Here is a 22,828-nt window from a genome sequence, read left to right on the forward strand (position 1 = left end):
GAAATCTCTTATGAAAAATATTCAAGTTATTAAAGCCGATATTACAACTCTAGATGTGGACGTTATTGTTAATGCCGCAAACTCTGAACTCAAGGCCGGTGGTGGTGTTGATGGCGCTATTCATGCAGCCTGTGGTGAGGAGTTAGAAAAGGAATTAAGTGAAATGGGAGGTTGCCCTGTAGGCGAGGCCCGCTTAACAAAGGCATTTAATATTCCTGCTGAGTTTATCATCCACGCTGTCGGCCCTAAATGGGAAGGTGGCAATAACGGTGAATCAGCACTACTTGAAAAATGTTATATCTATGCACTCTCACTTGCCCAAGAAAATGAGTGTAAGTCCATTGCTTTTCCATGTATCTCTACAGGGATCTTTGGTTACCCTAAGATTGAAGCGGCCATTACAGCAACTTCTGCTGTAAAGAGTTTTGATGGAATCGATTCTTTTGATGATGTGATCTTTTGTTGCTTTGATGATGAAAGTTACGAGATCTATCAGACAATATTGTGATCTTAAAAATTCTTGAGTATCTTTACTGAACTTCATTTTAGAATTTTTCTAAATAGCTGATAAGATGTGTGTAGAACAACGCTACAGAGGCACATATGTCAAAATTTAGAAAATTGTTCACTTATTCTCTTATTCCAATTTCATTAATTGTTCTCATCGCTTGTCTTGGCAGAGGACATAATCTTAGAACTACAAGTTCAGAAGTTGTGAAAACTAATGAAGGTGCAATGGCAGTTGATCGCTCTCCGGCCAGTACCTATGTTGAAGGTGTTGAAAGCCTCACTATTGGAAATTATTTTGACATTACAAATGATAATTCTAAAGAGGATACAGATGGCTTTATTCAGGAAGGAGCATGGTTTCAGGATGAACTTCGTGGCTCCGGAGGCAGTATTTCTCGCTATTCAGTAGACCCAACGGCACAAAGTATTTATCTAACAGATCAACTAGGTGATTCGACTTATTGTATATGGCTTTATCGAGTAACATCTCCTGATGCAACCGAAAGTGCATTTGTGGATATCTTTGATGGAACTGAACAAATTGGAGTGGCCAGCGTGAATATGTCATTACCGACGGATCGCAAAGGCTGGTATCCTCTTGGCGAATTTACATTTACTAATGAACAAGAAGCCAAGGTCATTGTTTATAAAGGTATTGAAGATCTCAAGAAATTAAGAGCTGATGAAGTTCGTTTCTCTCGTCTAGAAGAGAATGAAGATTGTCAGGGAAGAAAATATGTTAACGTGAATAAAGAAGCGGTGATCTTTGCCAAAGGAATGGATGAGAAATCATTTACTAGTAATGATGGGTATCGTGAATATGGTGATTGGCAGGAGAGTAATCTTAAAGGCTATCAAGAAAGCACGGTGCGAATGAGTGAGGATGAATACGCATACGCTATTTATAGCTTCATTCCTAAAAATAGAAATTACTGTATTGATATTTATCGAGTGACAACTATTGGCGGTCTCTCCAATGCTAAAGTGACTGTTTTTCAAGAGGATATAGAGATCTTCTCAAGGTTAATCAATTATAATATGAAATCAGGAAAAGGTGGTTGGTATCCACTTGGCAAACAAAGTGTTGAACCAGATACAATGGTTTCAGTTATATTGGAAAGAGATCCTCTGGACATCGGAATTTTATTATCCGATGCCGTGAGAATATATGAATGTAATTAAATTAAAATGTGATATGTGATGAATGCGCCACCGTAGGCCAGAACTGTCATGTAACCGAACATGAGAAAGACATGTCCCCAACCGTCTGTTTCTCTTTTTACAATACCAAGTGTTGAAATACACTGCATGGCAAAGGCAAAGAAGATTAATAGTGACCAAGCTACGGCCGTATTAAAAACTGGTTTATTAGTGACTGGATCGATCTCTGATTGTAGGCGCTGTCTAAGAGTTGTGGACTCTTCATCGACATCACCAAGAGCATAGATTGTTCCAAGTGTAGAAACAAATAATTCTCTGGCCCCCATAGCAACAGTAATACCGACACCCATTTTCCAATTATATCCAAGTGGCTTAATTACTGGCTCAATTAGTTTTCCAAATTGCCCAATCGTTGAATGCTCAAGTGAGATCGAAGCAGCTTCTGCATCAGTTTTTCCAACAAGTAGTTGTTCCGCTGGTTTTGGAAATGTTGAAAGAAACCAAATTACCATCGAAAGACCTAAAATAATTGTTCCGGCCTTTTTTAAGAAAACCTTTCCCTTAAAAGTCATGGCCTTAAAAGCCGGCTTAAAAGTTGGAAGTTGATAGAGTGGCAGTTCAATAATAAATGAAGTCGTACTACCTTTATAAAGAGTTAGTCTAAATATCTTTGCAATAATTAAGGCCACAAAACTTCCTAGGAAATATAGGAAGAAGAACGAAAGTGCCTGTGAATTGAAGATTCCAAATATTGTTTTTTCTGGAACAAAAGTTCCGATTAAAAGAATATAAACAGGTAGTCTTGCTGAACAAGTAATAAGAGGAATCGTCATAAGTGTAGCAAGACGTTCCTTCTTATCTGAGATTGTTCTCGTTGCCATAATTGCAGGTACAGAACAAGCAAATCCAGAAAGGTAAGGAAGGAATGCTTTTCCATTTAGTCCAAAGTATGACATTGCACGGTCAGTAATAATTGAAGCACGAGAAATATATCCACTTTGTTCTAAAAGGCTTAGTAAGAAGAAGAGGATCATAATCTGTGGTAGGAAGATAATAACCCCACCAACTCCAGCGATAACACCATCAACAATAAAGCTATTGAGCATGCCTGGAGGAAGTATTGAACTTACGTATTCACCAAAAGCTCCCACGCCACCATCGATGAGATCCATTGCTGGACCTGACCAAGTATAGATTGAGTGAAAGATTAAATAGAAAACGGCCAGGAAGATAACTCCACCTAGAATTGGATGAAGAACAATATGGTCAATCTTATTTGATAATTGAATTAGTCCTTTATTCTTTCCTATTGCATATGATGCTTTTAGATCACGTGCTTCTCTTTGATACTTTTCAATATTTGAAAGAGCTGCAACTTCATTTTCTAGTTGAATATGTTCTTCTTCCTCAAAGTTAACACTAAAAGGATTATACTCTGTTGATTCATTTGAAAGTTGAATTTTATTAACTGGAGTTAATACAGAAGCTGATGCATTTTCTCTTATGAATTGATCGATAGTGGCACTGCTATCTCTCATTGTTGAAAACTTTAAATAAGGAACACCAAGGTGCTGACCAATTTTATCAAAGTCATAATTCTTTGCGATATCAAGATCAATCTTATTAAAGATAACTTTTATCTTTCCACCGAAGAGATCCTTCATAGCAAGAGTTAATGAAAGAGAAGAGTCTAGACGTGCACAGTCCACAACACAAACAACATCGTGAAACTCTGTTACTTGGTTATTTCTTCCAATTAGAGTTGAAGTTGTAACGGCCTCATCAATTGATGAAGGAACTAGAGAATAGATCCCTGGAAGGTCGACAATAGCAAGCTGTTCTTCATGGCGAGAGTTTGAAATAAGTCCCGCTGTTGCAGTATCAACAGTAATACCATTGTAATTTGCAACTTTTCTATTTGCTCCTGAGAGCATATTGAAGATGGCAGATTTTCCAGAGTTTGCTGGCCCTATAAGTAGCGTCTTTTTCATTATTGCATTTCCTCTACGTTAATGAAGCTTGCTTCACTTAGACGAAGAGCAACTGTTTCACCATCTGTTAATCTTAGAGTTAAAGGAGAGCCAAGAAATGAAGGAGCAACAATATAAACTGAATCACCAGGTAGGATACCTAAACCAGTCATTATTGTTTTGTGCTTAAGCTCGTTGCTAAAAGATAGTATCTTTACGCTTGCGCCTTTCTTTGCCTTCGATAAAACCATAGTATTCTCCATTTGTCTGAACGGGCTTACTATAGTTTCATTAGTCAAACTTGTCTAGGGATTTACTGAAAATTGTGCAACGTTCTAGTCGCGGTAAAAGGCGTCTGTAAAGTGTGCTATGAGTGAGTCTAGAACATGTTCTCCAAGTTCAAGCTGACGATAAGTGACTCCCGTCAGGTCAAAGATGCGACGAGCGATGCGATTTGTTTCTGATCCAGCATGCTTATCTTGTAAGTATACGACTTCTTTGATCTTTGAAGAGGCAAGTAGCTTGGCACATTCATGACATGGAAAGAGTGTCACGTAGCAAGTTGTATTAGCGAGTGGACGGTTAGAGTGAAGGATAGCATTTGCTTCCGCATGAACAACGTAGCCATATTTTTGATGCTCAAGAGGTACTGTTCTCTCTTTTCCCCATGGAAGTTTCGACTCATCAATCCCTGCAACAAATCCGTTGTAACCAAAAGTTATTTGATGATTATTATCATCAACAAAAACACATCCCACTTTAGTGGCCGGGTCCTTACTTTTGTAGCTGGCCATAATGGCCTGAAGCATGAAGTATTCGTCCCAGTTCACAGCACTCTTTGTGCTGATATGATTAATTGTCTTTTCCATGTCTGTTCTCATGGCCACAAGATTAGAAAATATTGCATTCATTGGCAACTTGTTAAGTCATAGAGGGTGGTGCAAAATATTGTAATGACAACTGAACACCGAAAGAATTTTTTATTATCTTCTATAAAAATGGCCATGGCGACTCTCTCAAGTCGCGTTCTGGGCTTTGCTCGTGAGATTTTGATGGCCAAATTATTTGGTGCTTCAGGTTTAACAGATGCCTATCAGATTGCTTTTCGAATTCCCAATATGCTTAGAGACCTCTTTGCTGAAGGAGCCTTTTCAGCTGCTTTTGTGCCAATTTTTACCAGTGCAAAAGTCGACGGGGATAAGCACGCCAGAACTTTATTATGGTCAATGGCCATTGTTCTCTTTAGTGTGACGGCCTTAATCTGTGGGCTTATTTTTATTTTCGCTCCTGAATTAATTCAGCTTCTAACAAATGAGCTTTTCACAAGTGATGCCAATCGCTTTGAGATGTCGATTCTCTTAACTCGTATGATGTCTCCTTTTTTGGCCTTTGTTTCTGTTGCTGCCTTATTTATGGGAGTTTTAAATACTTATCGCATGTTCTTTGCGCCTGCGATGGCACCAGCTTTCTTTAATATCATCATGATTATCTCGATGGTTTCATTACCAAAGTATTTAGAAGCAAGAAATCTTCATCCAATTGTCTCTCTTGGGATCGGTGTCTTAGTCGGTGGCTTTGTTCAAATGGCCATCCAACTACCAATGCTTGTGAGCAAGGGTTTATTTAAGGTTGAAAAAATTGATATCTTCTCAAAAGATGTAAAAGAAATTTTAAAGCGTATGAGTATTGGAACAATTGGTGTTGCAGCAACGCAAATCAATTTACTTGTTTCAACATTTTTAGCTACAGGTACTGTTATCGGTGCCGTCTCATGGCTTCAATATGCTTTTCGTCTCTTTCAATTTCCAGTAGGAATCCTAGGGGTTTCAATTGGAAACTCAAATCTCGTTTATTTTTCTGAGTTGTGGAGAAGTGGAAATGAAGAAGATGCAAAAAAAGCACTACAAACAAGTTATATAACTAGTCTCTTTGTACTTATGCCGGCCATGGCCCTGATGTTTGCTCTTGCTCAAGATACTGTTGCAATCTCATTTCAAAGAGGAGCATTTGGGCTAAATGATACTAAGATGGTAACGGAGGCACTTTACGCATATCTGATTGGTCTACCTTTTTATGGCCTATATAAAGTCTTCTCACCGAGTTTTTATACATTGGATAGGCCAAAGATTCCTGTAACGATTTCTTCAATTGCAGTACTTATTAATATTATTTTTTGTATTTCACTTGTCGAAACTTATGGCTTTAAAATTCTTGCAATGGGAACTTCTGTTTCAATGATCTTTATCATCGTTACTCAGTCAGTACTTTTATTTCGTATGCTAAATTTAGAGTTAACATTCTTTTTTCCAATTAGATTTTTTAAAATTTGCTTATGCGCTGTCGCTGCTTTTTTTACAGCATCTTATTTACGTTCCTTTTTTCCAGTGAATATTTTTTCTACTGTGGATAACCTTGGTGCATTTAGTATAAGTGCATTAGGAGGGGGATTAGCTTATCTTATTGCGCTGAGTGTCTTAGGTGATTACGTTTTAATTCAGCGCTTCTTAAATAAGCTTCTGCGTCGAAAGTAGTCCTATGTCGTTAGAATTTTATTAGTTTCTTACATTATTTGCCTTGCTTCACCGCTTGCAAGTCGTTAAACTTAAGAAGATTATATATTTGGAGCATTAAATGAGAACAAACTTTGAAACACTCGAAAATTTAGCGAGTCATACAATTAATACACTTAAAGAGAAAGGTGTTATTGAGTTCGATATTGCAAATCGCGAGAAACTTATCGAAGCAATGGCAACTGAGTTTGGTGTAGCGCTTGCAACTGACGAAGATATTCGTGACCAAGCAATTGAAGAAGTTGAAGAGAAAATGGGTGTAGATAATATGCCTGAAGATGTAACTGAGTCTGAAATGTTCAATCACGCTCGTAAAGAAATCATTAAGTCTTTTAGTGGTGAGAATATTGGTGGCCTTTACTTAGTAGAGTCTCTTCATAATATTGCAAAGAGAATGACAAGATTCTTAATTGGCTGTGAATTCATCGACGACGTTTTCGGAACGGATGAAGAGATTCACAACTTCCTAGTACAAAATATTAGAACTTTTAGAAGTCGTTAATATTAGAAAGGCTCCGAAAGGAGCCTTTTTTATTTCTGTTTTTTGATGTGATGTAGCGCTTGCTCAAAAAACATCCGCGGCATTTAAGCGGAGCTTAAATTGGACGCGGTGTTAGCTCCCCAAAACTTTAGCTTAAAAACCATATTCAACAAGCCTGCATTTATGCAGGCTTTGTTGCCTCTGGAGCAATGGAAAAATTATTGTTTTTTGATGTGATGTAGCGCTTGCTCAAAAAACGGTCCCTCAAGTAGACCATTTAAAACCGAGCTTTCACTTTCTAATATCACAATCCCATCATCAACTTTTAATAAGGCAGCATCGTAGTAGACACGAAGCTCGTGGGCTTTGGTTGCGGTTCCTTCCACCCTAAGAGTTTCGATCCCTTGGTCTAGTAGCTCTTTAAAGGAAGTTGGTTCATGAATAATGGAAGTGTCTTTATCGAAGACAAGTTGATTTTTAATTGCAAGTTGTTCAAAAGCATCTTGCAGGTCTTTGTATTCTTCTCTTGAAAAACTAAAGCGCGACTGCCACTCGTAGCGTGTGTCAGTTCTTTCAAATATTTTTAATTCATCTTCGTTAGTTGTTAATGTCCACCAAGGTGGTACGGGAATTTCTAATCCAAAAAATGGGAAGGGGATAGCATCTTTTAGGGCCACTTCCTTTTCACCTTTAATAACAAAGGCAGCATAAGTGGCAAAAATTAAGACGCAAATGAGAAGGATCCACCAAAATGTATTACTCATACCCGACAATTTAGCCTGTCTTTTTGTCTTCGTAAACGTAATATTAATCAGTTAAATCAGTAGTTTATAAAAAAAGTCGCCGTAATGCTTAAGTTTTATTCATATTCTGTCGTTAAGAAGATGAGGATTGTTAAAGTTTTTATGGAGAAAACTATGAAGTTAAGACTTATTAGCGCAAAGAGCATCTTGTTAGCAGCACTGATGTTCAACACATATGCTGAAATCGATATCAGCGATTGTATCTACTTAAGAGACAATGGCTATGAAGATGATGCAGCGGCATGTGTAACCAGAGCTTCTCGAGGTGGTTCAGACAACGGTGACTTCTGTGTGGAATGTTTACCTAAACTACCAGAAAGAAACGAGTGGGCCGAAGTCGCTAAAGTTGCAATCCCTTCTCTTGCTGCTATGGGAAGTGTTTATTTTCAATCAAAACACGCTGCTGATTCACAAGAAGCGTGGGCAAATTCTTTTGAAAACGGAATTAAGTCATGTCATGGCTCAATCGACTCATATCATAACTACAACCTAGAAAGAGGGGCAAACCCAATCCTTCCAGATGAGCAATCTAATATGCTCAATTCATGTAATGGTTACGGTTATGGTGCATATGCTGGTGGTCTTGGACTTACTGGTGGAATGTTTGGTGGTGTAGGAAATGGCTGGCAAGGTCAAGGTTACACAGGTGGCTTCCTTGGTGGAATGGCCGGACCAAACTTCGGTGGCGGAATCTACGGCGGTGGTGGATTTGGCATGGGTGGATACCCTGGAATGGGTGGAATGGGTAACGGCTTTGGTGGCGGTTACCAAGCAAATGTTTATATGAATCCACTAGGATCTCTTGCAGGATCAGCTCTTGCTGGACTTCTTACAGGTGGTAACGCAGGTTTCGGAATCGGTATTAATGGCGGTGTCGGAATGAATGGTGGTATGGGAATGGGTGGATACCCAGGAATGTACCCTGGCGGAAATATCTACGGTGGTATGTATCCAGGATTTGGAATGGGTGCAGGTATGGGTATGGGCATGGGTGGCTACCCATATGGAGCTGGATTTGGATCTGGTTTCGGCTCAGGTTTTGGTGCTAATTTCGGAATGGGAATGGGCAGCGGAATGGGTGTTGGAATGTATCCAGGAATGTCTGGTTACCCAGGAGCTGGGGCCGGAGCAGGCTTTGGACTTAATATTGGAATCGGTGCTTATCCGGGAATGAACTCAGGAGGAGCGTGGGGAATGTACCCAGGTTCTGGAATGGGAATGTATCCAGGAGCAGGTGTTAATGCAGGATTCAACTTAGGTTGGGGTATTAACGGCGGTGCTGGAGCTGGAGGTTATCCAGGAATGTATCCAGGTGGTGTTGCTGGCGGAGGCTGGGGCGTCAATGGAGGCGGAAACTGGGGTGGAAACGGTGGAGTTTATCCAACTTATCCAGCACCAGGACAATATCCAGGAGCCGGTGGTAACGGAAACTGGGGAATTAACACTGGTGGAAACTGGGGTGGAAATGGAGGCGGAAACGCAGCTTGTATGTGTATCTCTGCTCCTTGTTCATGTGGAAATACATACCCTGGTGGAAACGGAAATATCAATGGTGGCTGGGGCGTTAATGGCGGCTGGGCCGGCGGAGGTAATGGTAACTGGGGCGCTGGAAACAACGGTGGCTGGGGAGTCAACGGTGGAACAAGCTGGGGTCTAAATGGTAACGCTGGCGGTGGCTGGGGTGCTAATGGAAACTGGGGTGTTAATGGTGGAGGAAACTCTGCATACCAAACACAACAATTCCAAAGCTATATTAATGGACTACAGGGACAAGCTGTTGCTCAAGGTAACTACCAGAACCAAGCAACTGCAATGTATGCAAATCAGGCCCTTTATAGAAATTTACAAAATGCTCAGCAGAATATCTATGCTAATAATTACTCTGGAATGTATAACTCTGGTGTAAATTACGGCTCAATGGCCGGTGGAGCACTTAATGGTCAATTCAGTATTGGTGTCCAAGGTGGCGCTGGAATGAATTGGGGAATGAACTAGCCGCAGCATCTTGCGTAAGCAAGATTTGATGCGGTAGTAGGCCTCATTGCAATGAAATAAATAATCAATTCAACAAGCCTGCGTTTATGCAGGCTTTGTTGCCTCTAGGCCAATGGGAAAGTTAACGCAAAGTAAGAGCGACACTTTCACGAAGTGAAAGTTAGCAAAACATTGAGAGATATGCGAAAGCCTCCAGTATTGGAGGCTTTTTTGCGTAGGGCGCACAAATAAAAAAGAGACCAATGGTCTCTTTTTTGTAGCGCCTGTGGCGAACCGAAAGACCTAAAGGTCTTTCTCTCGAATAGTATGTGCACCAAAATGGGGCGCACAAATAAAAAAAGAGGCTATCAGCCTCTTTTTTTATTTGTTATGCATGAGAACTTTGATTGTGCCGCGGAAAACGACTTCGATCTTATTGGCATCCAGGTTTTTTTCAACTAAACCAGGGCCAAAAGTTGGGTGGCCGATAACATCACCAATTTCAAATTTTTGGCGAATATTGTACTTGATTGGATCACCATCAAGCTTTGCCATTGCATCTTCCCAAATGTTGATAATTTTATCTTCAGTAGAAACACGCTTCTTTCTAGTTCCTGCCTTCTTACGAGCAGCACTTGGAGAAGCTACTTTTTTAGCTTTGTATGCGTGAGTTGACTTACATGTATTACACAGAACTTTATGTGGAGTTTCTGTATCTTTCATTGCTACGATTAAATGAGCAAGATCGAGTTTACATTTGCTACAATATGTTACAATTTCCTTACCAACACCTAGTTTTGACATTTACCTCTTCCTTTTAATGATCTGATCAATTTAATGGGGAATAGTGTTAAAGTAAAGAGAATAAAAGGTTATATGTAGATAATTATAATGAAGAAAAATACTTTACAGCTTCTTGAAAAAGCAAAACATTTACCAACGAAATCCGGCTGCTATTTGATGAAACGCAAGCGAGCAGGCGTCGAAGAGATCCTCTATATTGGTAAAGCGAAGAATCTTAGAGCGAGAGTTTCTAGTTATTTTAATAGTTCAGAGAAGTCACCGAAAACACAGATCCTAGTCTCTCATATTCAGGACTTTGATTTCATCATGACGAAGACTGATGCTGAAGCATATATCTTAGAAAATAACTTAATTAAAAAGCATATACCTAAGTATAATATTCAATTAAAAGACGATAAGAGTTATCCCTATATTCAAATCGATCTCAATGAAAAGTTTCCGCGACTAGTTTATACTCGAAGACCTAAGAGAAAGAAGAAGGTTCGCCTTTTTGGTCCTTTCACCACAGGCAGTAATATTCACAAGATTTCTCGTATTTTAACCAAGTCATTTACATTGAGAGACTGTTCAATTGAGGAGATGCGCAGACGAAAAAGGCCGTGCCTTATCTATCAAATGCGACAATGTTCTGCTCCTTGTGTGGATTATATTTCACGTGAAGATTATGAGGTTGATTTAAATAATGTGATTAATTTCTTTGAGGGAAGAAGTAGTCAGGTTTTAAAAACTCTTGAAGAGAGAATGTTTAAGGAAGCTGAAAAAGAGCATTTTGAACGTGCTGCTGAAATCCGCGATAGCATTGAAGAATTAAAAGAATTCTCAAAGGCCTATCAAAAACAAAATGTAGAATTATCTACTGAGAAAGATTTTGATATTGCCGCTTATCATGTGGGAGAGCTAGAAGTCGATATTTCTATTTATATGATGAGATCGGGAATTTTATTAGGACATAAGAACTTTCATTTTGGGAAAGGGGATAGTGACAAAGAGAATCACGAACTTTTTCAAACATTCCTATTTCAGTACTATTCTAATACTAAAGAAAAACTTCCAAGTCGCATTTATATCGACGAGAAAAAGAATGATCTTGCAATGATTAGCGAGGCTTTTAAAGAGGTTGTGGACGAAGAAATAGAAGTTCAAAAGCCAATTGGAAAAATGAAGTCCCTTTATGAATTAACGTATGATCATACAAAAGAGCATCAGCGCTTTCGCGTTAAAAATATGGATGGCCCTTGGATCGGTTTAAATAAGTTAAAGGAACTTTTAAAACTAAAAGAGACACCAAAGATTTTAGAATGTTTTGATGTTGCCATTTGGCAAGGTAAGTCTCCAACTGCTTCTCAAATCGTTTTTCGCGATGGAAAACCCGATAAGACTCAATACCGTTACTACCATTTGGAAGAGAGGCCTGAAGGTAATAACGACTTTGCTATGATGAGGGAAGTTCTCGCAAGAAGGCTTAAGAAAGGAAAGCTACCTGATGTTTTTATTGTCGATGGTGGTAAAGGGCAGGTTTCAAGCTTCTTAGCTGTTTTGGAAGATTTTGAATTAGATATTCCTGTTGTTGGAATTGCAAAAATAAAAACAAGTAAGAGTGAAACTTTTAAGGATAAAGAGGTTTCAAGTTCTGATGAGCGCTTAATTATTCCTAATCGCATTAATCCATATATTTTAAAGAAGACACCTTCACTAATGAGAATTGTTGTTCAAATGAGAGATGAGGCCCATCGTTTTTCTCGTAAGCTACATCATAAGAAAGAAAAGGATCGAATTTTTACTTCATGGTTTGATGATATTGAGGGGATTGGAGAGAAGACTTTAAAAACTATTCACGAAAATATGGACTTAACTTTAAAAGAGCTTGCGCAATTATCTTTGATTGAAATTAGTCACAAGTTAAATGTGAAGGAGAGTATTGCTGAGAGAATTCAATTAAAACTTTTAAAAGAATTCCCTCAGAAATAGAGTGCTAGTTGATATGGTGAATTTTTTTTCGATTGCCGTGCCCGCAATCCGTACATCTCGAATTCTCGTGTATGTACAAATTCTTATAATCTGATAAGTGTGTGTGAACCATATTTGAACCACAAACTGGACACTCATTTAATACCTTATGTACTTGCTCGAAATCCCCAAAAAGTTCTTCGAAATTTTCAAGTTGGAAATCTGGATCGAAAGACATGTAGTAGCTCCTTTAAAATCTAATTCCCCGTAACTTTGGACTCTTTGATGCAGGGTGTCCTCAGTGGGTATGCTAGATTTATCGGAGGCTTATAAATCTTCTAAAATTTAAGCTTTTAATTTTAGTGCCTTAGGGATATTTTACCCATAGGAAAGAATTGAATGGCACAGCAACTAATTTCAAAATTAACTAAAGATTTCAATAATAAGCTAAAAATCTCATCTAATGAGAAGCCGAATTACTATGCAAAAATCTTTGAAAATACCCTGTGGTTTCCTAAGTTAGTAGGTCGTACTCTTAGCTCAAATGAAGCCTCTAATAAGCCTACCCTGACCAATAAAGAGTCTTTTGAGGTGAATGTCCCAGAGATTGCAGCAAAGCCTCAAGAAGCGAAAATTGAAGTTCCTATAGAAGACAACCCTGCGCCAGTAAAGATTGAAGTGGAAAAAAAGGCCAGCTCATCTTTGGTTAAAGTTGATACATCGTTCACAAATTTAATTCAAAAATATAATGAAAATTGGAAACTAGAGACAATTCCTGGTTATCAGGACTATCAAGGTGAAATTGATATTATCTTTTTTGGATTAGATGAAATAGAGGAGTCAGAGTTTCCTGATTTTCTTCCGCTATCAATGATTGAGTCTGATCAAGATATTATGGGAAGAATGATTAAGGCGATGAAGATCTCTTCAGGGCGCTTTATTCGAGTTCCTTTTATTAAAAAAGATGCAAAAGAATTTATTTTTTCTTGTTGTGCACACTTTAAGCCTTCTCTTCTTGTTCCTCTTGGAGCGGCTGCCACTAAGCTGTGCTTAGACAAGCAGGTTCGATTGGCAAATGTGCATGGAGTATTCCATTCTATTCAAACTGAAGTTGATGGAAAAACTCAAGTAATAGAAACAATGCCACTTTTCCACCCTAAGCTATTAGAAGTTAATGAGTCGATGAAGAAAACGGCTTGGGCCGATATGCAAAAGGCGATTAAATTTCTTACAAGTTGAGTAGTATAGTAAAATCATATATCATTTTAATAGATTAAGTTGCTTGGCAAGGATGCCGCACGAATCAGGACGATGATATTTGAGAAGTCTATTCTTACTTTTTATTCTTTTATTCACTTTCAATTCTTTTGCAAGAATTAGTCCACTTCAAAATTTTAAGTCAGGTCACACTATTAAAGTGAGAGTCGCTAAGAACTTAAATAAGGTCTTTCTAGAAGGTGTTGGAATAACGAGAGAAGTTATCGCAACTAATAAATCGAAAAGCTTTAAAGGCTTTAAGAAAATAAAAATAAATTGCGGAAATTTAAAGCATGCTCGCTCGATAAGGCCACAATATCTCGCTTCTTTAACTTCAAAGACAGGTCTTATTGGTTTTGAAAAAAAACAATTCATGGGCCAGATGCACATTGTAACAAGTGAAGATGGAAAGTCATGCGATGTTGTCAATGAGATGGAATTAGATGATTACATTGCAACACTACTAGCAAAAGAGATGAATGCTTCTTGGCCAGTTGAGGCCTTAAAAGCTCAGGCCGTAGCAGCTAGAACATATGCAATTCATCATATGATGAGTTCAGGTCTTCAAAATGATACTCTCTACGATTTAGAGAATTCAGAAAAGCATCAAGTAAACGGAACATTTAATGATGTAACAGCAAGTACAATTGAAGCTGCTAGAAAAACAGCTGGAATGGTACTTACTAATAAAGATGGAAATCTAGTCCCTGCATTTTTTCATGCAAGTTGTGGCGGAAATACTCTAGAGCCTGACGATGTATGGACAAATGAAGTTCATGGTTACTCCACTGTAAAGTGTGCCTATTGCCAAAGAAAGAAGAACTGGGATTCAAAGATCACTCAAATTCGTTTTAAAAAAATGATTGAGTGGGGTATGAGAAAGGGATATGTAAAAAAACAAAAGCTACACAAGAAACTTTCAATTTATCCAGACAAGAAAAATGCGAAGGCCATCTATGTTCGAAATGGAAAGAATAAGATAAAGATTAAAAAGAGTTTATTTCGTCGCTATTTTGGTCGAGTAGACTTTCCTTCTAATTACTTCTACCTTGTTGATCTTGGCCGCGAAGGACTTCAATTCGTTGGAAAAGGTAATGGCCATGGTGTGGGCCTTTGTCAGGTAGGTGCCTTAGGTCTTGCCCAAAAAGGAAAGGGCCATAAAGAAATTCTGGCCCATTATTTTCCTAAATTAAATATTTTAAAATTGTATTAAGTCTTACTGACATCCCGGAGGAGCAAAGTTAATTGTCAACGCTGTTGCTTGTAACGGTACACCATTTGGTGAAGTGTACTGTGGTACATAAACGTAGAATTGACCAGCAGAGATTACATTTGTTGGACAAAATGCAGTTGCTGTTAGAACTGAAGGTGAAGTCATTTGAATACCGTTAACACCTCTTTCTTTTGCTAGTAGAGGGTATTTTCCAGTTCCATATTGATTATCTGTAAAGTAGCGCCCACAAAAAGAGAAATAATAATTGAACCCAACATTATTTCCATTTGTTGTTTTAGCTATAATGAGAATATCGCTATTACCATTTGCTCCCGCATAGTAATCACCAGTTTCTCCACCCATGGCACCTTGTTTTAAATTACCAATAATTCCCGTTCCATTTGTTTGGGACGTTGTTTGATAACTATCAAGATAAGTACTCATGAAAACTCTTTCTGTACTACATGGGAAGTGGCCTTCAAGGCTATTGTGAAGTTGTTCAACACCTCTTGCAACATTACCGCTTCCGTTAGATCCCCAACCAGAGAAGTTTGTAGCACCGCCACCGCCACCTGAGTCACTACCGCAGCTTGTAATTAACATTGAAGTAATTGTAGCAACCATCAATAATTTAAACTTTTTCATAATATCCTCAAATATTAATATTCACGCTACTTCCTGTATCGGCGACTCTGAAGATTTTCTTTAGAAATTGATAAAATTAATTAAGAAATAAAGATCATGAACCGAAAAGATATGTAATTAAAACAACTTATAGAATTACTTATGTACGAAAATTTCAAGAAATCAATGTTTAATGTCGTAGCACAATCCTTAAAAGACTTTAAAAAGGATGACCAGGCAAAGTTTCGTTTGAAGCTAGGACTCATTTTTGCCGTTCTACCTTTTCTATCAATCATTGCTGGCTTCATCTTAAATTGGTTTCTTTTAAAGTCGGCAGTTATCTACATTACTACATTTAGAAAGGATCTTGATTACATTATTGATGATCTTATCTTAGACTACCTACAGATAGGCTTAGTCGAAGTTTGGCCATGGGTGATCTTTTCATTTATTTGTCTCTTAATTGCAGGAATTATTCTTGCTCAATTAATGCTTCGTCCATTTGATGAGATAGCAGACTACTGTAATGAATTTCTGTGTGCAGAAAATAAAGATGCAACATTTGATGCTGATTTTAGTTCTGAGCTAAGATTACTATCGAATTTTAGTGACTGGTTTTTTACAACTACTGAAACTTTTAGAAAGAGTGGTGTTTTAACTAAAATTGAAGTTCCAAATAAATACAAAAAGATACACAAGCCTGTCTTTGAATCAATGTTCTTCCTTAATAAGAGTTTCTATGTTGCGATTGTTTGCATACTGATGGGAATGATTATTACGATCATAAACTTTGCTCTTTTTGACGCCATTATTATGGTGGTTAATCATATCTTAACAGATAGTAAAGTTTTTAAAGATTACTTAGTTAACATGGCGATACTGCAAAACGACATTCTCTACATCACAATTATTGTCAATATTATTTCTTATGGTATCTTTCTACTCTATCTCTATAACAAGGTTGCTACACCTGCTTTCGGGATTTTTGCCACTATGCGATCATTCATTAGTGGACGATATGCCTCAAGAGTTCATTTAATCGGTTATAAGTATGTGCGTAATCAGACACGTGTCATAAACCGCTATCTCGACTACATGGAAAAAGAGTACTCTGCAAAAGATGATTGAGTATTTCATTTTGTTCAAGTAGAATTCTAATAATAACTTGACGTGAAATTATTGTTTAAAACAACAAAAGGGATAGTAATGAAAAAATCAATCGGCATTGTAATGTCACTTCTTCTACTTGCCAGCTGTGTAGGTAAAGATCAAATCAAACAAGCTCTTAAAGATGATCCAACTATTTTAGCAGAAGCAATTAAAGCAAACCCTGCTGAAGTTATGGAAGCTCTACAAACAGCAGCTCAAAATGCAAAAGCTGAAATGGCAAAGAAAAGAGAAGAGGAAGAGAATAAAAAACTTCATGGATTTATTGAGAATCCTCTTAAGCCAGAAATTAGAGAGGATGAATCTATCCGTGGTACAAAAGGTGGAGCGATCACTCTAGTTGAATACTCTGATTTTCAATGTCCATATTGTACAAGAGGATTTGAAAATGTTGTAAAGCCAATGCTTGAAAAGTATGAAGGTCAAGTACAGTTTATCTATAAGCACCTTCCACTTTCATTCCATTCTGAAGCAAGAATTGCAGCAGAGTACTATGAAGCTCTTCGTCTACAAGATCCAAAGATGGCATTTGAATTCCACGATATGCTTTTTACTCAAGAAGGTCAGCAGAAACTTAGACAGTACAAAGAAAAGTACCTAAAGCAAGCAGCAAAGAAAGTTGGTGCTAACATGACTAAACTTGCTAAAGATGTTAAGTCTGAGTACGTTGTAAATAGAGTTAAGGCCGATGAAGCTGAAGCAAGAAAATTTGAAATCCAAGGAACTCCTGGTTTCGTAATCAATGGTGTTCCAGTTAAAGGTGCTTACCCAATGTCACACTTTGAAATGATCATTGATCTATTAAAAGAGAAAGGGAAGCTAAAGCTGAACTAATTCAAATATACATTTCTATATTTAATAAGAGGCCTGCATTCTTTGCAGGCCTTCTTATTTGGGCAAAATCTAATCTTCTGTTATACTAGAAATAATGGAGGTTAAAAATGACAAGCTTCTTTGATCATAACCAAGTAAAAATTAATAAAGAATATATGCGTGAATCTGCTAAGCAGATCGATTATTCTCTATCTGATTTTTTACACGATGATATTCCTCATAACCTCATTGAACAAAATGTACTTGATCATGCATATATCAAGCATGTTTCATCTCTACTTAAAACTGACTCGATTTATAAACTTGCTCATGAGATCTTAGAGCTTGAAAAAATTCTTGATAAGCTTTCTGAGCACCTTCCTGTTGATATAAAGATTCCTAATATGGAAGTTTTCTATCATCAACTCGGCCCAGTCTTCATTCAATTATTTGTTGAAATTGAAGACATAAAAGAGCACTCTCAATTAGAGCTAGAGTGGCTTAAAGCCGTTAGAATCGCACTAGAGGAAGAAGTGGTAGTTTGGCAAGAAAAAAGTCTAAAATAACCTAAAAAATAAAAAAAATAACTTAATTAAAAAAAAAGGCTTAAAAAGCCTTGTCAAAGCGTGTTTCAGGCCTCATCCTATTTTTACAACAACTAAATAACTAACTATTTGGAGTTTACATGAACAGAAAAGAACTTGTAGAAGCAATCTTAAAGAACAAAGAACTTAAGCACCTAACTAAGAAAGATGCAGATACTTTCGTATCAACTACTCTTGAAACAATCAAGAAAGCTGTTAAGAAAGGTGACGATGTATCACTAATCGGTTTTGGTACTTTCACAAAAGTAAGAAGAGCAGCTAGAACTGGTATCAATCCAGCAACTGGTGAAAAGATTAAAATCAAAGCTAAGACTCTTCCAAAATTCAAGCCAGGTAAAGCTTGGAAGGAAATGTTCTAATTTTAGATTTAAATTAGTTTCATAATAAGAAGCCTCCCTTTGGGAGGCTTTCTTATTTCTAGAGGGGAAAAATTTGCCTCTCAACTCAATAAGCGTCAAAAAAGCGTCGACATTTTGACACCGGCCAATTTTTACATACAAGCTAAACGGTTAGAATTCCTTTAAAGGGCAATAGAATGTGGTAGAACATTCTTTACTATCTTGTAGAATTTGCCGGTAGGATGTATAATTTTTGACGAGGCACAGTTTATAAAGGAATTTTTTTCTGTGTGAAGTAAAGGATTTATAAGTATGGCAGATGGAAGTGCTGATAATACAAACCAAGGAAGTGGTAAAAGCCCTCTTTTAACAGTAGCTCTACTACTGAATATTATCTTAATGGGTGTAATCGCTTATTTTCAGTATCAGACACATGTGAAATTATCGCAGCAATCTTCAGTAGAAGATCTTGTTAAGGCCCAAATGGCCGAAGCAAATAAAGAAGCAGACGTTGTGACAACTGGTGAAGCACAAGAAGAAGAAGGTAAGCTCTTTCCTCTTGATAGCTTTACAGCAAACCTTTCACAAGGTGATGGACCTCAACGCTACATTCGTTTAAATGCTGTACTTAAGCTTTCTCTAAATGCAAAAGAGGAAGAATATAAAGCAAGAAAGCCTCAGATTAGAGATACAATTATTAGTATTCTAAACTCAAAGAGGCCAAATGATCTTCTTAAAGTACAAGGTAAGGAATACCTTAAAGAAGAAATTAAATCAGCGATTAACTCATATCTCGTTGATGGAAAAGTTTTAGATGTTTACTACGTTGGTTTCCAGATCAACTAGTACATAAATAAAAGTTTAACTTTTGGCAGGATGCCAAGATCATCAAATCCTAGGAGGGGAACGATGGCACAGGTTTTAAGTCAAGACGAAGTCGATGCTCTATTAAACGCTGTAAACGATGGTGAAGCAGATGATTTTTTAGGTGATGGTGGCGATTTCGATGATGAAGCTGAAGATGAGAATATACAGCCCTATGACTTAACTAATCAAGACCGAGTCATTCGTGGGCGAATGCCTATTCTTGAAATCATCTACGAAAGATTTATTCGTTCATTTCGTGTATCACTTTCAAATTCTTTAAGAAAGATTTCAACGATCTCAATGATCTCAACTGATCTTCTTAAGTTTGGTGAGTTCGTAAACACACTACCGATTCCTTCGTGTATGTGTATTATGAAATTCAATGAACTAAGAGGTCCAGCTCTTCTAGTTTTTGAATCAAAGTTAGCTTATGCAATTATTGATTCATATTTCGGTGGAACGGATCGTCCATTTACAAAGATTGAAGGAAAGGAATTCACAGCAATTGAACTTTCATTCATGAGAAAAGTTATGGATATGGCCATTGCTGACCTTGAGGAAGCTTGGGCACAAGTTCACAGAATTGATGCACAATATGTAAGAACAGAGATTAACCCACAATTCGTTGGGGTTGTTCCTCCATCAGATGTAATTATCGCAACAACTCTAGAAGTTGAATTTGAGTCTGCATCTGGAACGATTATGATCGTTGTTCCTTACTCAACAATTGAACCAATTAAGCAAAAGCTTTCATCTAATTACCAAACTGATAACGACATGGCAGATAGTATCTGGACAAGTGCAATGAATGAGCACATTAAAGATACGAAAGCTGAGATTGTTGTCAAACTTGGTGAGGCACAGATGACAGTGGGTGACCTTCTCACTCTTCAAAGTGGAGATATTATTCCATTGAACCAAGAAGCTTCAAGTGAAGTTAAGGGAACAATTCAGGGAGTAGAGAAGTTACAGTGTCTAATTGGAACATATAAAGGAAGCCGAGCGGTACAAGTCACACATGTTGATAAAACACCGAAAGTTTCTATGGATATCGAAGTAGAGTAATAAAGGGAGTATATAAATGAGCGATCAAACAGAATTAAATAATGAAGTACAAGGTCTAGAAAATTTCAATACGATGGAAGTTGAAAAACTTGCTGATGAAATTAGGGCCGGTGATGATGCGATTAATAAATTAAAGGTACAAAACCTAGACTTTATCTTAGACATTCCTCTAAAGGTAACAGTTGAACTAGGGCGTACAGAGGTAATTATTAAAGACCTTCTGCAACTAGGACAAGGTTCTGTACTTGAACTTGATAAGTTAGCTGGTGAGCCTCTTGAGATTTTAGTAAATGGGAAGCTTGTCGCTAAAGGTGAAGTTGTTGTTGTTAACGAAAAGTTTGGAATTCGTTTAACAGATATCATTTCGCCAATTGAGAGAATTGAAAACCTTAAATAATAGGAACTTATTATGGCCAAACGATTTAAATTATTATTTTTAGCACTTTCTTTAATAACAGCAAATGCTTATGCAAGAGTTGAAATTGGAAAAGTTGAGTTAACTAAAGATGGAAGTACTGGTGTTGTAACCATTGCGTTAAAAGGTAACTACCGAGATACTCCTGAGTTAACAATTAAGGATGATATTATTCAAGTTGCTCTTGATGGAACAATTGTTTGGCCAAAAATTGAAAAACAAGTTTCTGTGAATAATAAGTTTGATACGAAACTTATGGCGTATCAATTCAATAAAGATGTTGCTCGTGTACGTGCCATTCTTCCTTATGAACTAAGAGGTAAGGAAGATAAAGTAAGTTTAGAGGTTGGAGATAACCAAATAAAAATGTTCTTTCCAATTTCAGCTTCTAAAAAACAAGTTGCTGTAACAAGAGCAGCTACTCCAAAGAAGGCTCCTGCTAAAACTAAAAAAGCAGAAGCATATGATGAAAGTTACTTAGAAAAACTTTTAAAAGATAAAGAAGAAGTAACAAAGAACGAAAAACCTAATAATAAGAAACTAAATGATACAAATGATTCTCTTCTAGCATTAGCAAAAGAGAAAAAACAACAAGTAGAAGATAGCGTAAGCTCTCTTTCTTCTGGAGTTGAAAAGGGTGGATTTCAAATGTCGACTTATATTTTTAAATTTATCGGATTCTTCGCTCTTTTTGCTGCCGGTATCTTCTTTCTAATGAACTTTTTTAGAAAGGGAATGCTTAAGAAAGGTGGATTAGGAATCTTCTCTAGTGCAAAGATGGTTGAAGTATTATCGACAACATATCTTGCCCCAAAAAGAAGTCTTCTTGTTGTTAGAGTTCAAAAACAAGTCTTTTTAATGGCACAGTCAGAAAAAGGTATGGATTTTTTAACAGAGATTGAAGATACATCAGCTTTCTTTAAGGAAGGTGAAAAACAAATCACTGGATCTAACTTTGATACAAACCTTGATTCTGCAAATGAAGGTTCAAAAGAATTTAAGTTAAAAGAAGTAACTCAAAATATGCATGAAGCAAGCAACTCTACAAGATCTTCACAGGAAGCAATTTTAAATAGTCTAGCAGGACAAGCAACAAGTGAAGAGAAGGTGAGTCTTACTGCTCAAATTAAGAAAAAAGTAAAAGACATGAAGTCTTTACAATAGATATTTGATTTTAAAATCAATTCAATAGGAAGTTGAATGAAGAACCTTTTAAAAGCATTATTAGTATTTAGTATCGGCGGATGGCTAAGTACGATCTTTGCACAGCAGTCAACGAACCTGGGGCTTCCAGGACTTTCTGTTAATTTTGGTCAAGGTGTTGATCTAGTCGATACGATCGAGTTAACGGTCCTTTTTACAGTTCTTACGTTAGCACCAGCTGTATTAATTCTTTGTACATGTTTTACGAGAATTATCGTTGTTCTATCTTTCATGAGACAGGCCATTGGAACTCAAAGTATGCCACCAAACCAACTACTAATTGGTTTTGCAATGTTTCTATCTGTTTTTGTGATGCAGCCAACTGGTGAAGATATTTATAATAATGCTATTAAGCCATATATGGATAAGAAGATATCAACGACTCTTGCTCTTGATCGAATTGAAGGGTCTCTTCGTGGATTCATGAATAAACAAGTACGTAAAGCTGATATCGGTCTTTTCTATGATGTAACAGGAAGACAGGCACCACAATCAATTAATGATGTTCCTATTCATTTTTTGATTCCTGCATTTATTATTTCTGAATTAAAGACGGCCTTTCAAATTGGCTTCTTACTTTATATCCCATTTCTCATTTTAGATATGGTTGTTGCCTCTGTTTTAATGGCCATGGGGATGATGATGCTTCCTCCGGTTGTTATTTCATTGCCTTTTAAATTATTACTCTTTGTTCTTGTAGACGGTTGGCAACTGGTCACAGGTTCACTACTAAGGTCTTTTAACTAAAAGAATTGGAGAACAAGATGGACTTTTTTTCAGACATCGCAAGACAAGCAGTTACTGTAGGATTAATGATTTCAGCACCAATGTTAGCAGGTGCTCTAATTATGGGTATTTTAGTATCGATATTTCAAGCAGTTACTCAAATCAATGAGCAAACACTTTCATTCATCCCTAAGATTCTAGTGATTGTTGGTGCATTAGTGTTAACAGCACCATGGATGACAGATCAACTGACTACTTTTACAAAAGAATTAATCATCAGTATTCCACAACTAGTAACTGGTAGGTAATCGTAAT

The 22,828-nt window shown here is 37.2% G+C and carries 25 protein-coding genes; 18 read left to right on the plus strand and 7 right to left on the minus strand.

Going from position 1 to position 22,828, the window contains the following annotated elements; all coding sequences use genetic code 11:
- The first annotated feature begins 10 nt into the window (after positions 1-10).
- Both ACMAZI_RS10740 and ACMAZI_RS10745 read left to right on the plus strand, forming a co-directional pair.
- On the plus strand, positions 11-508 hold the full coding sequence (locus ACMAZI_RS10740; RefSeq protein ID WP_115361977.1) for a macro domain-containing protein: 498 nt from the start codon (positions 11-13) through the stop codon (positions 506-508).
- 95 nt (positions 509-603) lie between these two features.
- On the plus strand, positions 604-1,692 hold the full coding sequence (locus tag ACMAZI_RS10745) for a hypothetical protein (RefSeq protein WP_115361975.1): 1,089 nt from the start codon (positions 604-606) through the stop codon (positions 1,690-1,692).
- On the opposite strand, the gene feoB is transcribed toward ACMAZI_RS10745, so the two are convergent.
- From feoB to ACMAZI_RS10760, 3 genes are all read right to left on the minus strand, one after another.
- Entirely contained in the window at positions 1,689-3,662 is a 1,974-nt protein-coding gene (gene feoB / locus ACMAZI_RS10750) for a ferrous iron transport protein B (protein ID WP_412474082.1), read from the minus strand. The genes ACMAZI_RS10745 and feoB overlap by 4 nt on opposite strands.
- On the minus strand, positions 3,662-3,892 hold the full coding sequence (locus tag ACMAZI_RS10755; protein WP_158536869.1) for a FeoA family protein: 231 nt from the start codon (positions 3,890-3,892) through the stop codon (positions 3,662-3,664). The genes feoB and ACMAZI_RS10755 overlap by 1 nt, the downstream gene beginning before the upstream one ends.
- A gap of 84 nt (positions 3,893-3,976) precedes the next feature.
- Positions 3,977-4,552, minus strand: coding sequence for a deoxycytidylate deaminase (locus ACMAZI_RS10760; RefSeq protein ID WP_199506642.1), 576 nt, complete (start codon positions 4,550-4,552; stop codon positions 3,977-3,979).
- A 42-nt stretch (positions 4,553-4,594) separates the two neighbouring features.
- Between ACMAZI_RS10760 and murJ the strand changes: the two genes are divergently transcribed.
- Positions 4,595-6,172, plus strand: coding sequence for a murein biosynthesis integral membrane protein MurJ (gene murJ, locus ACMAZI_RS10765; protein WP_412474083.1), 1,578 nt, complete (start codon positions 4,595-4,597; stop codon positions 6,170-6,172).
- 100 nt (positions 6,173-6,272) lie between these two features.
- Positions 6,273-6,713, plus strand: a complete 441-nt coding sequence (locus ACMAZI_RS10770; protein WP_115361964.1) for a hypothetical protein — start codon at positions 6,273-6,275, stop codon at positions 6,711-6,713.
- Positions 6,714-6,910: 197 nt separating this feature from the next.
- On the opposite strand, the gene ACMAZI_RS10775 is transcribed toward ACMAZI_RS10770, so the two are convergent.
- Entirely contained in the window at positions 6,911-7,456 is a 546-nt protein-coding gene (locus ACMAZI_RS10775) for a hypothetical protein (RefSeq protein ID WP_412474084.1), read from the minus strand.
- Positions 7,457-7,609: 153 nt separating this feature from the next.
- On the opposite strand from ACMAZI_RS10775, the gene ACMAZI_RS10780 reads away from it, so the two are divergent.
- Entirely contained in the window at positions 7,610-9,490 is a 1,881-nt protein-coding gene (locus ACMAZI_RS10780) for a hypothetical protein (protein WP_334678793.1), read from the plus strand.
- A 360-nt stretch (positions 9,491-9,850) separates the two neighbouring features.
- Here the strand turns inward: ACMAZI_RS10780 and ACMAZI_RS10785 are convergent, their stop codons facing one another.
- A complete protein-coding gene (locus ACMAZI_RS10785) occupies positions 9,851-10,273 on the minus strand; it encodes a hypothetical protein (RefSeq protein WP_115361958.1) in 423 nt (140 codons plus the stop codon).
- A gap of 87 nt (positions 10,274-10,360) precedes the next feature.
- On the opposite strand from ACMAZI_RS10785, the gene uvrC reads away from it, so the two are divergent.
- Positions 10,361-12,241, plus strand: coding sequence for an excinuclease ABC subunit UvrC (uvrC, locus tag ACMAZI_RS10790; RefSeq protein ID WP_412474085.1), 1,881 nt, complete (start codon positions 10,361-10,363; stop codon positions 12,239-12,241).
- A gap of 4 nt (positions 12,242-12,245) precedes the next feature.
- On the opposite strand, the gene ACMAZI_RS10795 is transcribed toward uvrC, so the two are convergent.
- On the minus strand, positions 12,246-12,458 hold the full coding sequence (locus tag ACMAZI_RS10795) for a hypothetical protein (protein ID WP_115361954.1): 213 nt from the start codon (positions 12,456-12,458) through the stop codon (positions 12,246-12,248).
- Between the two features lie 161 nt (positions 12,459-12,619).
- Between ACMAZI_RS10795 and ACMAZI_RS10800 the strand changes: the two genes are divergently transcribed.
- Positions 12,620-13,459: a hypothetical protein gene (locus tag ACMAZI_RS10800; protein WP_412474086.1), complete on the plus strand. Its 840-nt coding sequence runs from the start codon at positions 12,620-12,622 to the stop codon at positions 13,457-13,459.
- A gap of 79 nt (positions 13,460-13,538) precedes the next feature.
- Positions 13,539-14,690 carry a SpoIID/LytB domain-containing protein gene (locus tag ACMAZI_RS10805; protein WP_412474087.1) on the plus strand — a complete coding sequence of 384 codons (1,152 nt, stop codon included), beginning with the start codon at positions 13,539-13,541 and terminating at the stop codon, positions 14,688-14,690.
- Positions 14,691-14,693: 3 nt separating this feature from the next.
- Here ACMAZI_RS10805 and ACMAZI_RS10810 read toward each other — a convergent pair whose 3' ends face one another.
- Positions 14,694-15,335, minus strand: coding sequence for a hypothetical protein (locus tag ACMAZI_RS10810; protein ID WP_115361948.1), 642 nt, complete (start codon positions 15,333-15,335; stop codon positions 14,694-14,696).
- A gap of 141 nt (positions 15,336-15,476) precedes the next feature.
- Here ACMAZI_RS10810 and ACMAZI_RS10815 point away from each other — a divergent pair, with 141 nt between their 5' ends.
- The 10 genes from ACMAZI_RS10815 (at position 15,477) to fliQ (ending at position 22,821) form a co-directional block, all read left to right on the plus strand.
- A complete protein-coding gene (locus tag ACMAZI_RS10815; RefSeq protein ID WP_115361946.1) occupies positions 15,477-16,442 on the plus strand; it encodes a hypothetical protein in 966 nt (321 codons plus the stop codon).
- Positions 16,443-16,520: 78 nt separating this feature from the next.
- Entirely contained in the window at positions 16,521-17,315 is a 795-nt protein-coding gene (locus tag ACMAZI_RS10820; RefSeq protein ID WP_115361944.1) for a DsbA family protein, read from the plus strand.
- Between the two features lie 107 nt (positions 17,316-17,422).
- Positions 17,423-17,860 carry a hypothetical protein gene (locus tag ACMAZI_RS10825; protein ID WP_115361942.1) on the plus strand — a complete coding sequence of 146 codons (438 nt, stop codon included), beginning with the start codon at positions 17,423-17,425 and terminating at the stop codon, positions 17,858-17,860.
- Between the two features lie 119 nt (positions 17,861-17,979).
- A complete protein-coding gene (locus ACMAZI_RS10830; RefSeq protein WP_115361940.1) occupies positions 17,980-18,258 on the plus strand; it encodes an HU family DNA-binding protein in 279 nt (92 codons plus the stop codon).
- 291 nt (positions 18,259-18,549) lie between these two features.
- Positions 18,550-19,083, plus strand: a complete 534-nt coding sequence (fliL, locus tag ACMAZI_RS10835) for a flagellar basal body-associated protein FliL (protein ID WP_115361938.1) — start codon at positions 18,550-18,552, stop codon at positions 19,081-19,083.
- 63 nt (positions 19,084-19,146) lie between these two features.
- A complete protein-coding gene (fliM, locus tag ACMAZI_RS10840) occupies positions 19,147-20,169 on the plus strand; it encodes a flagellar motor switch protein FliM (RefSeq protein WP_115361936.1) in 1,023 nt (340 codons plus the stop codon).
- A gap of 16 nt (positions 20,170-20,185) precedes the next feature.
- The gene (gene fliN / locus ACMAZI_RS10845; protein ID WP_162929496.1) at positions 20,186-20,566 is read left to right on the plus strand and encodes a flagellar motor switch protein FliN; all 381 of its coding nucleotides are present in this window, start codon (positions 20,186-20,188) and stop codon (positions 20,564-20,566) included.
- A 12-nt stretch (positions 20,567-20,578) separates the two neighbouring features.
- Positions 20,579-21,748 (plus strand): flagellar biosynthetic protein FliO, encoded by a 1,170-nt coding sequence (locus tag ACMAZI_RS10850; RefSeq protein WP_115361934.1) that lies wholly within the window; start codon positions 20,579-20,581, stop codon positions 21,746-21,748.
- Positions 21,749-21,784: 36 nt separating this feature from the next.
- Positions 21,785-22,534 (plus strand): flagellar type III secretion system pore protein FliP, encoded by a 750-nt coding sequence (fliP, locus tag ACMAZI_RS10855; protein ID WP_115361932.1) that lies wholly within the window; start codon positions 21,785-21,787, stop codon positions 22,532-22,534.
- 17 nt (positions 22,535-22,551) lie between these two features.
- Positions 22,552-22,821: a flagellar biosynthesis protein FliQ gene (fliQ, locus tag ACMAZI_RS10860; protein WP_115361929.1), complete on the plus strand. Its 270-nt coding sequence runs from the start codon at positions 22,552-22,554 to the stop codon at positions 22,819-22,821.
- Positions 22,822-22,828: the final 7 nt, after the last annotated feature.

It is taken from the genome of Halobacteriovorax sp. YZS-3-1 (assembly GCF_047084945.1).
Classification (GTDB): Bacteria; Bdellovibrionota; Bacteriovoracia; order Bacteriovoracales; family Bacteriovoracaceae; genus Halobacteriovorax_A; species Halobacteriovorax_A vibrionivorans.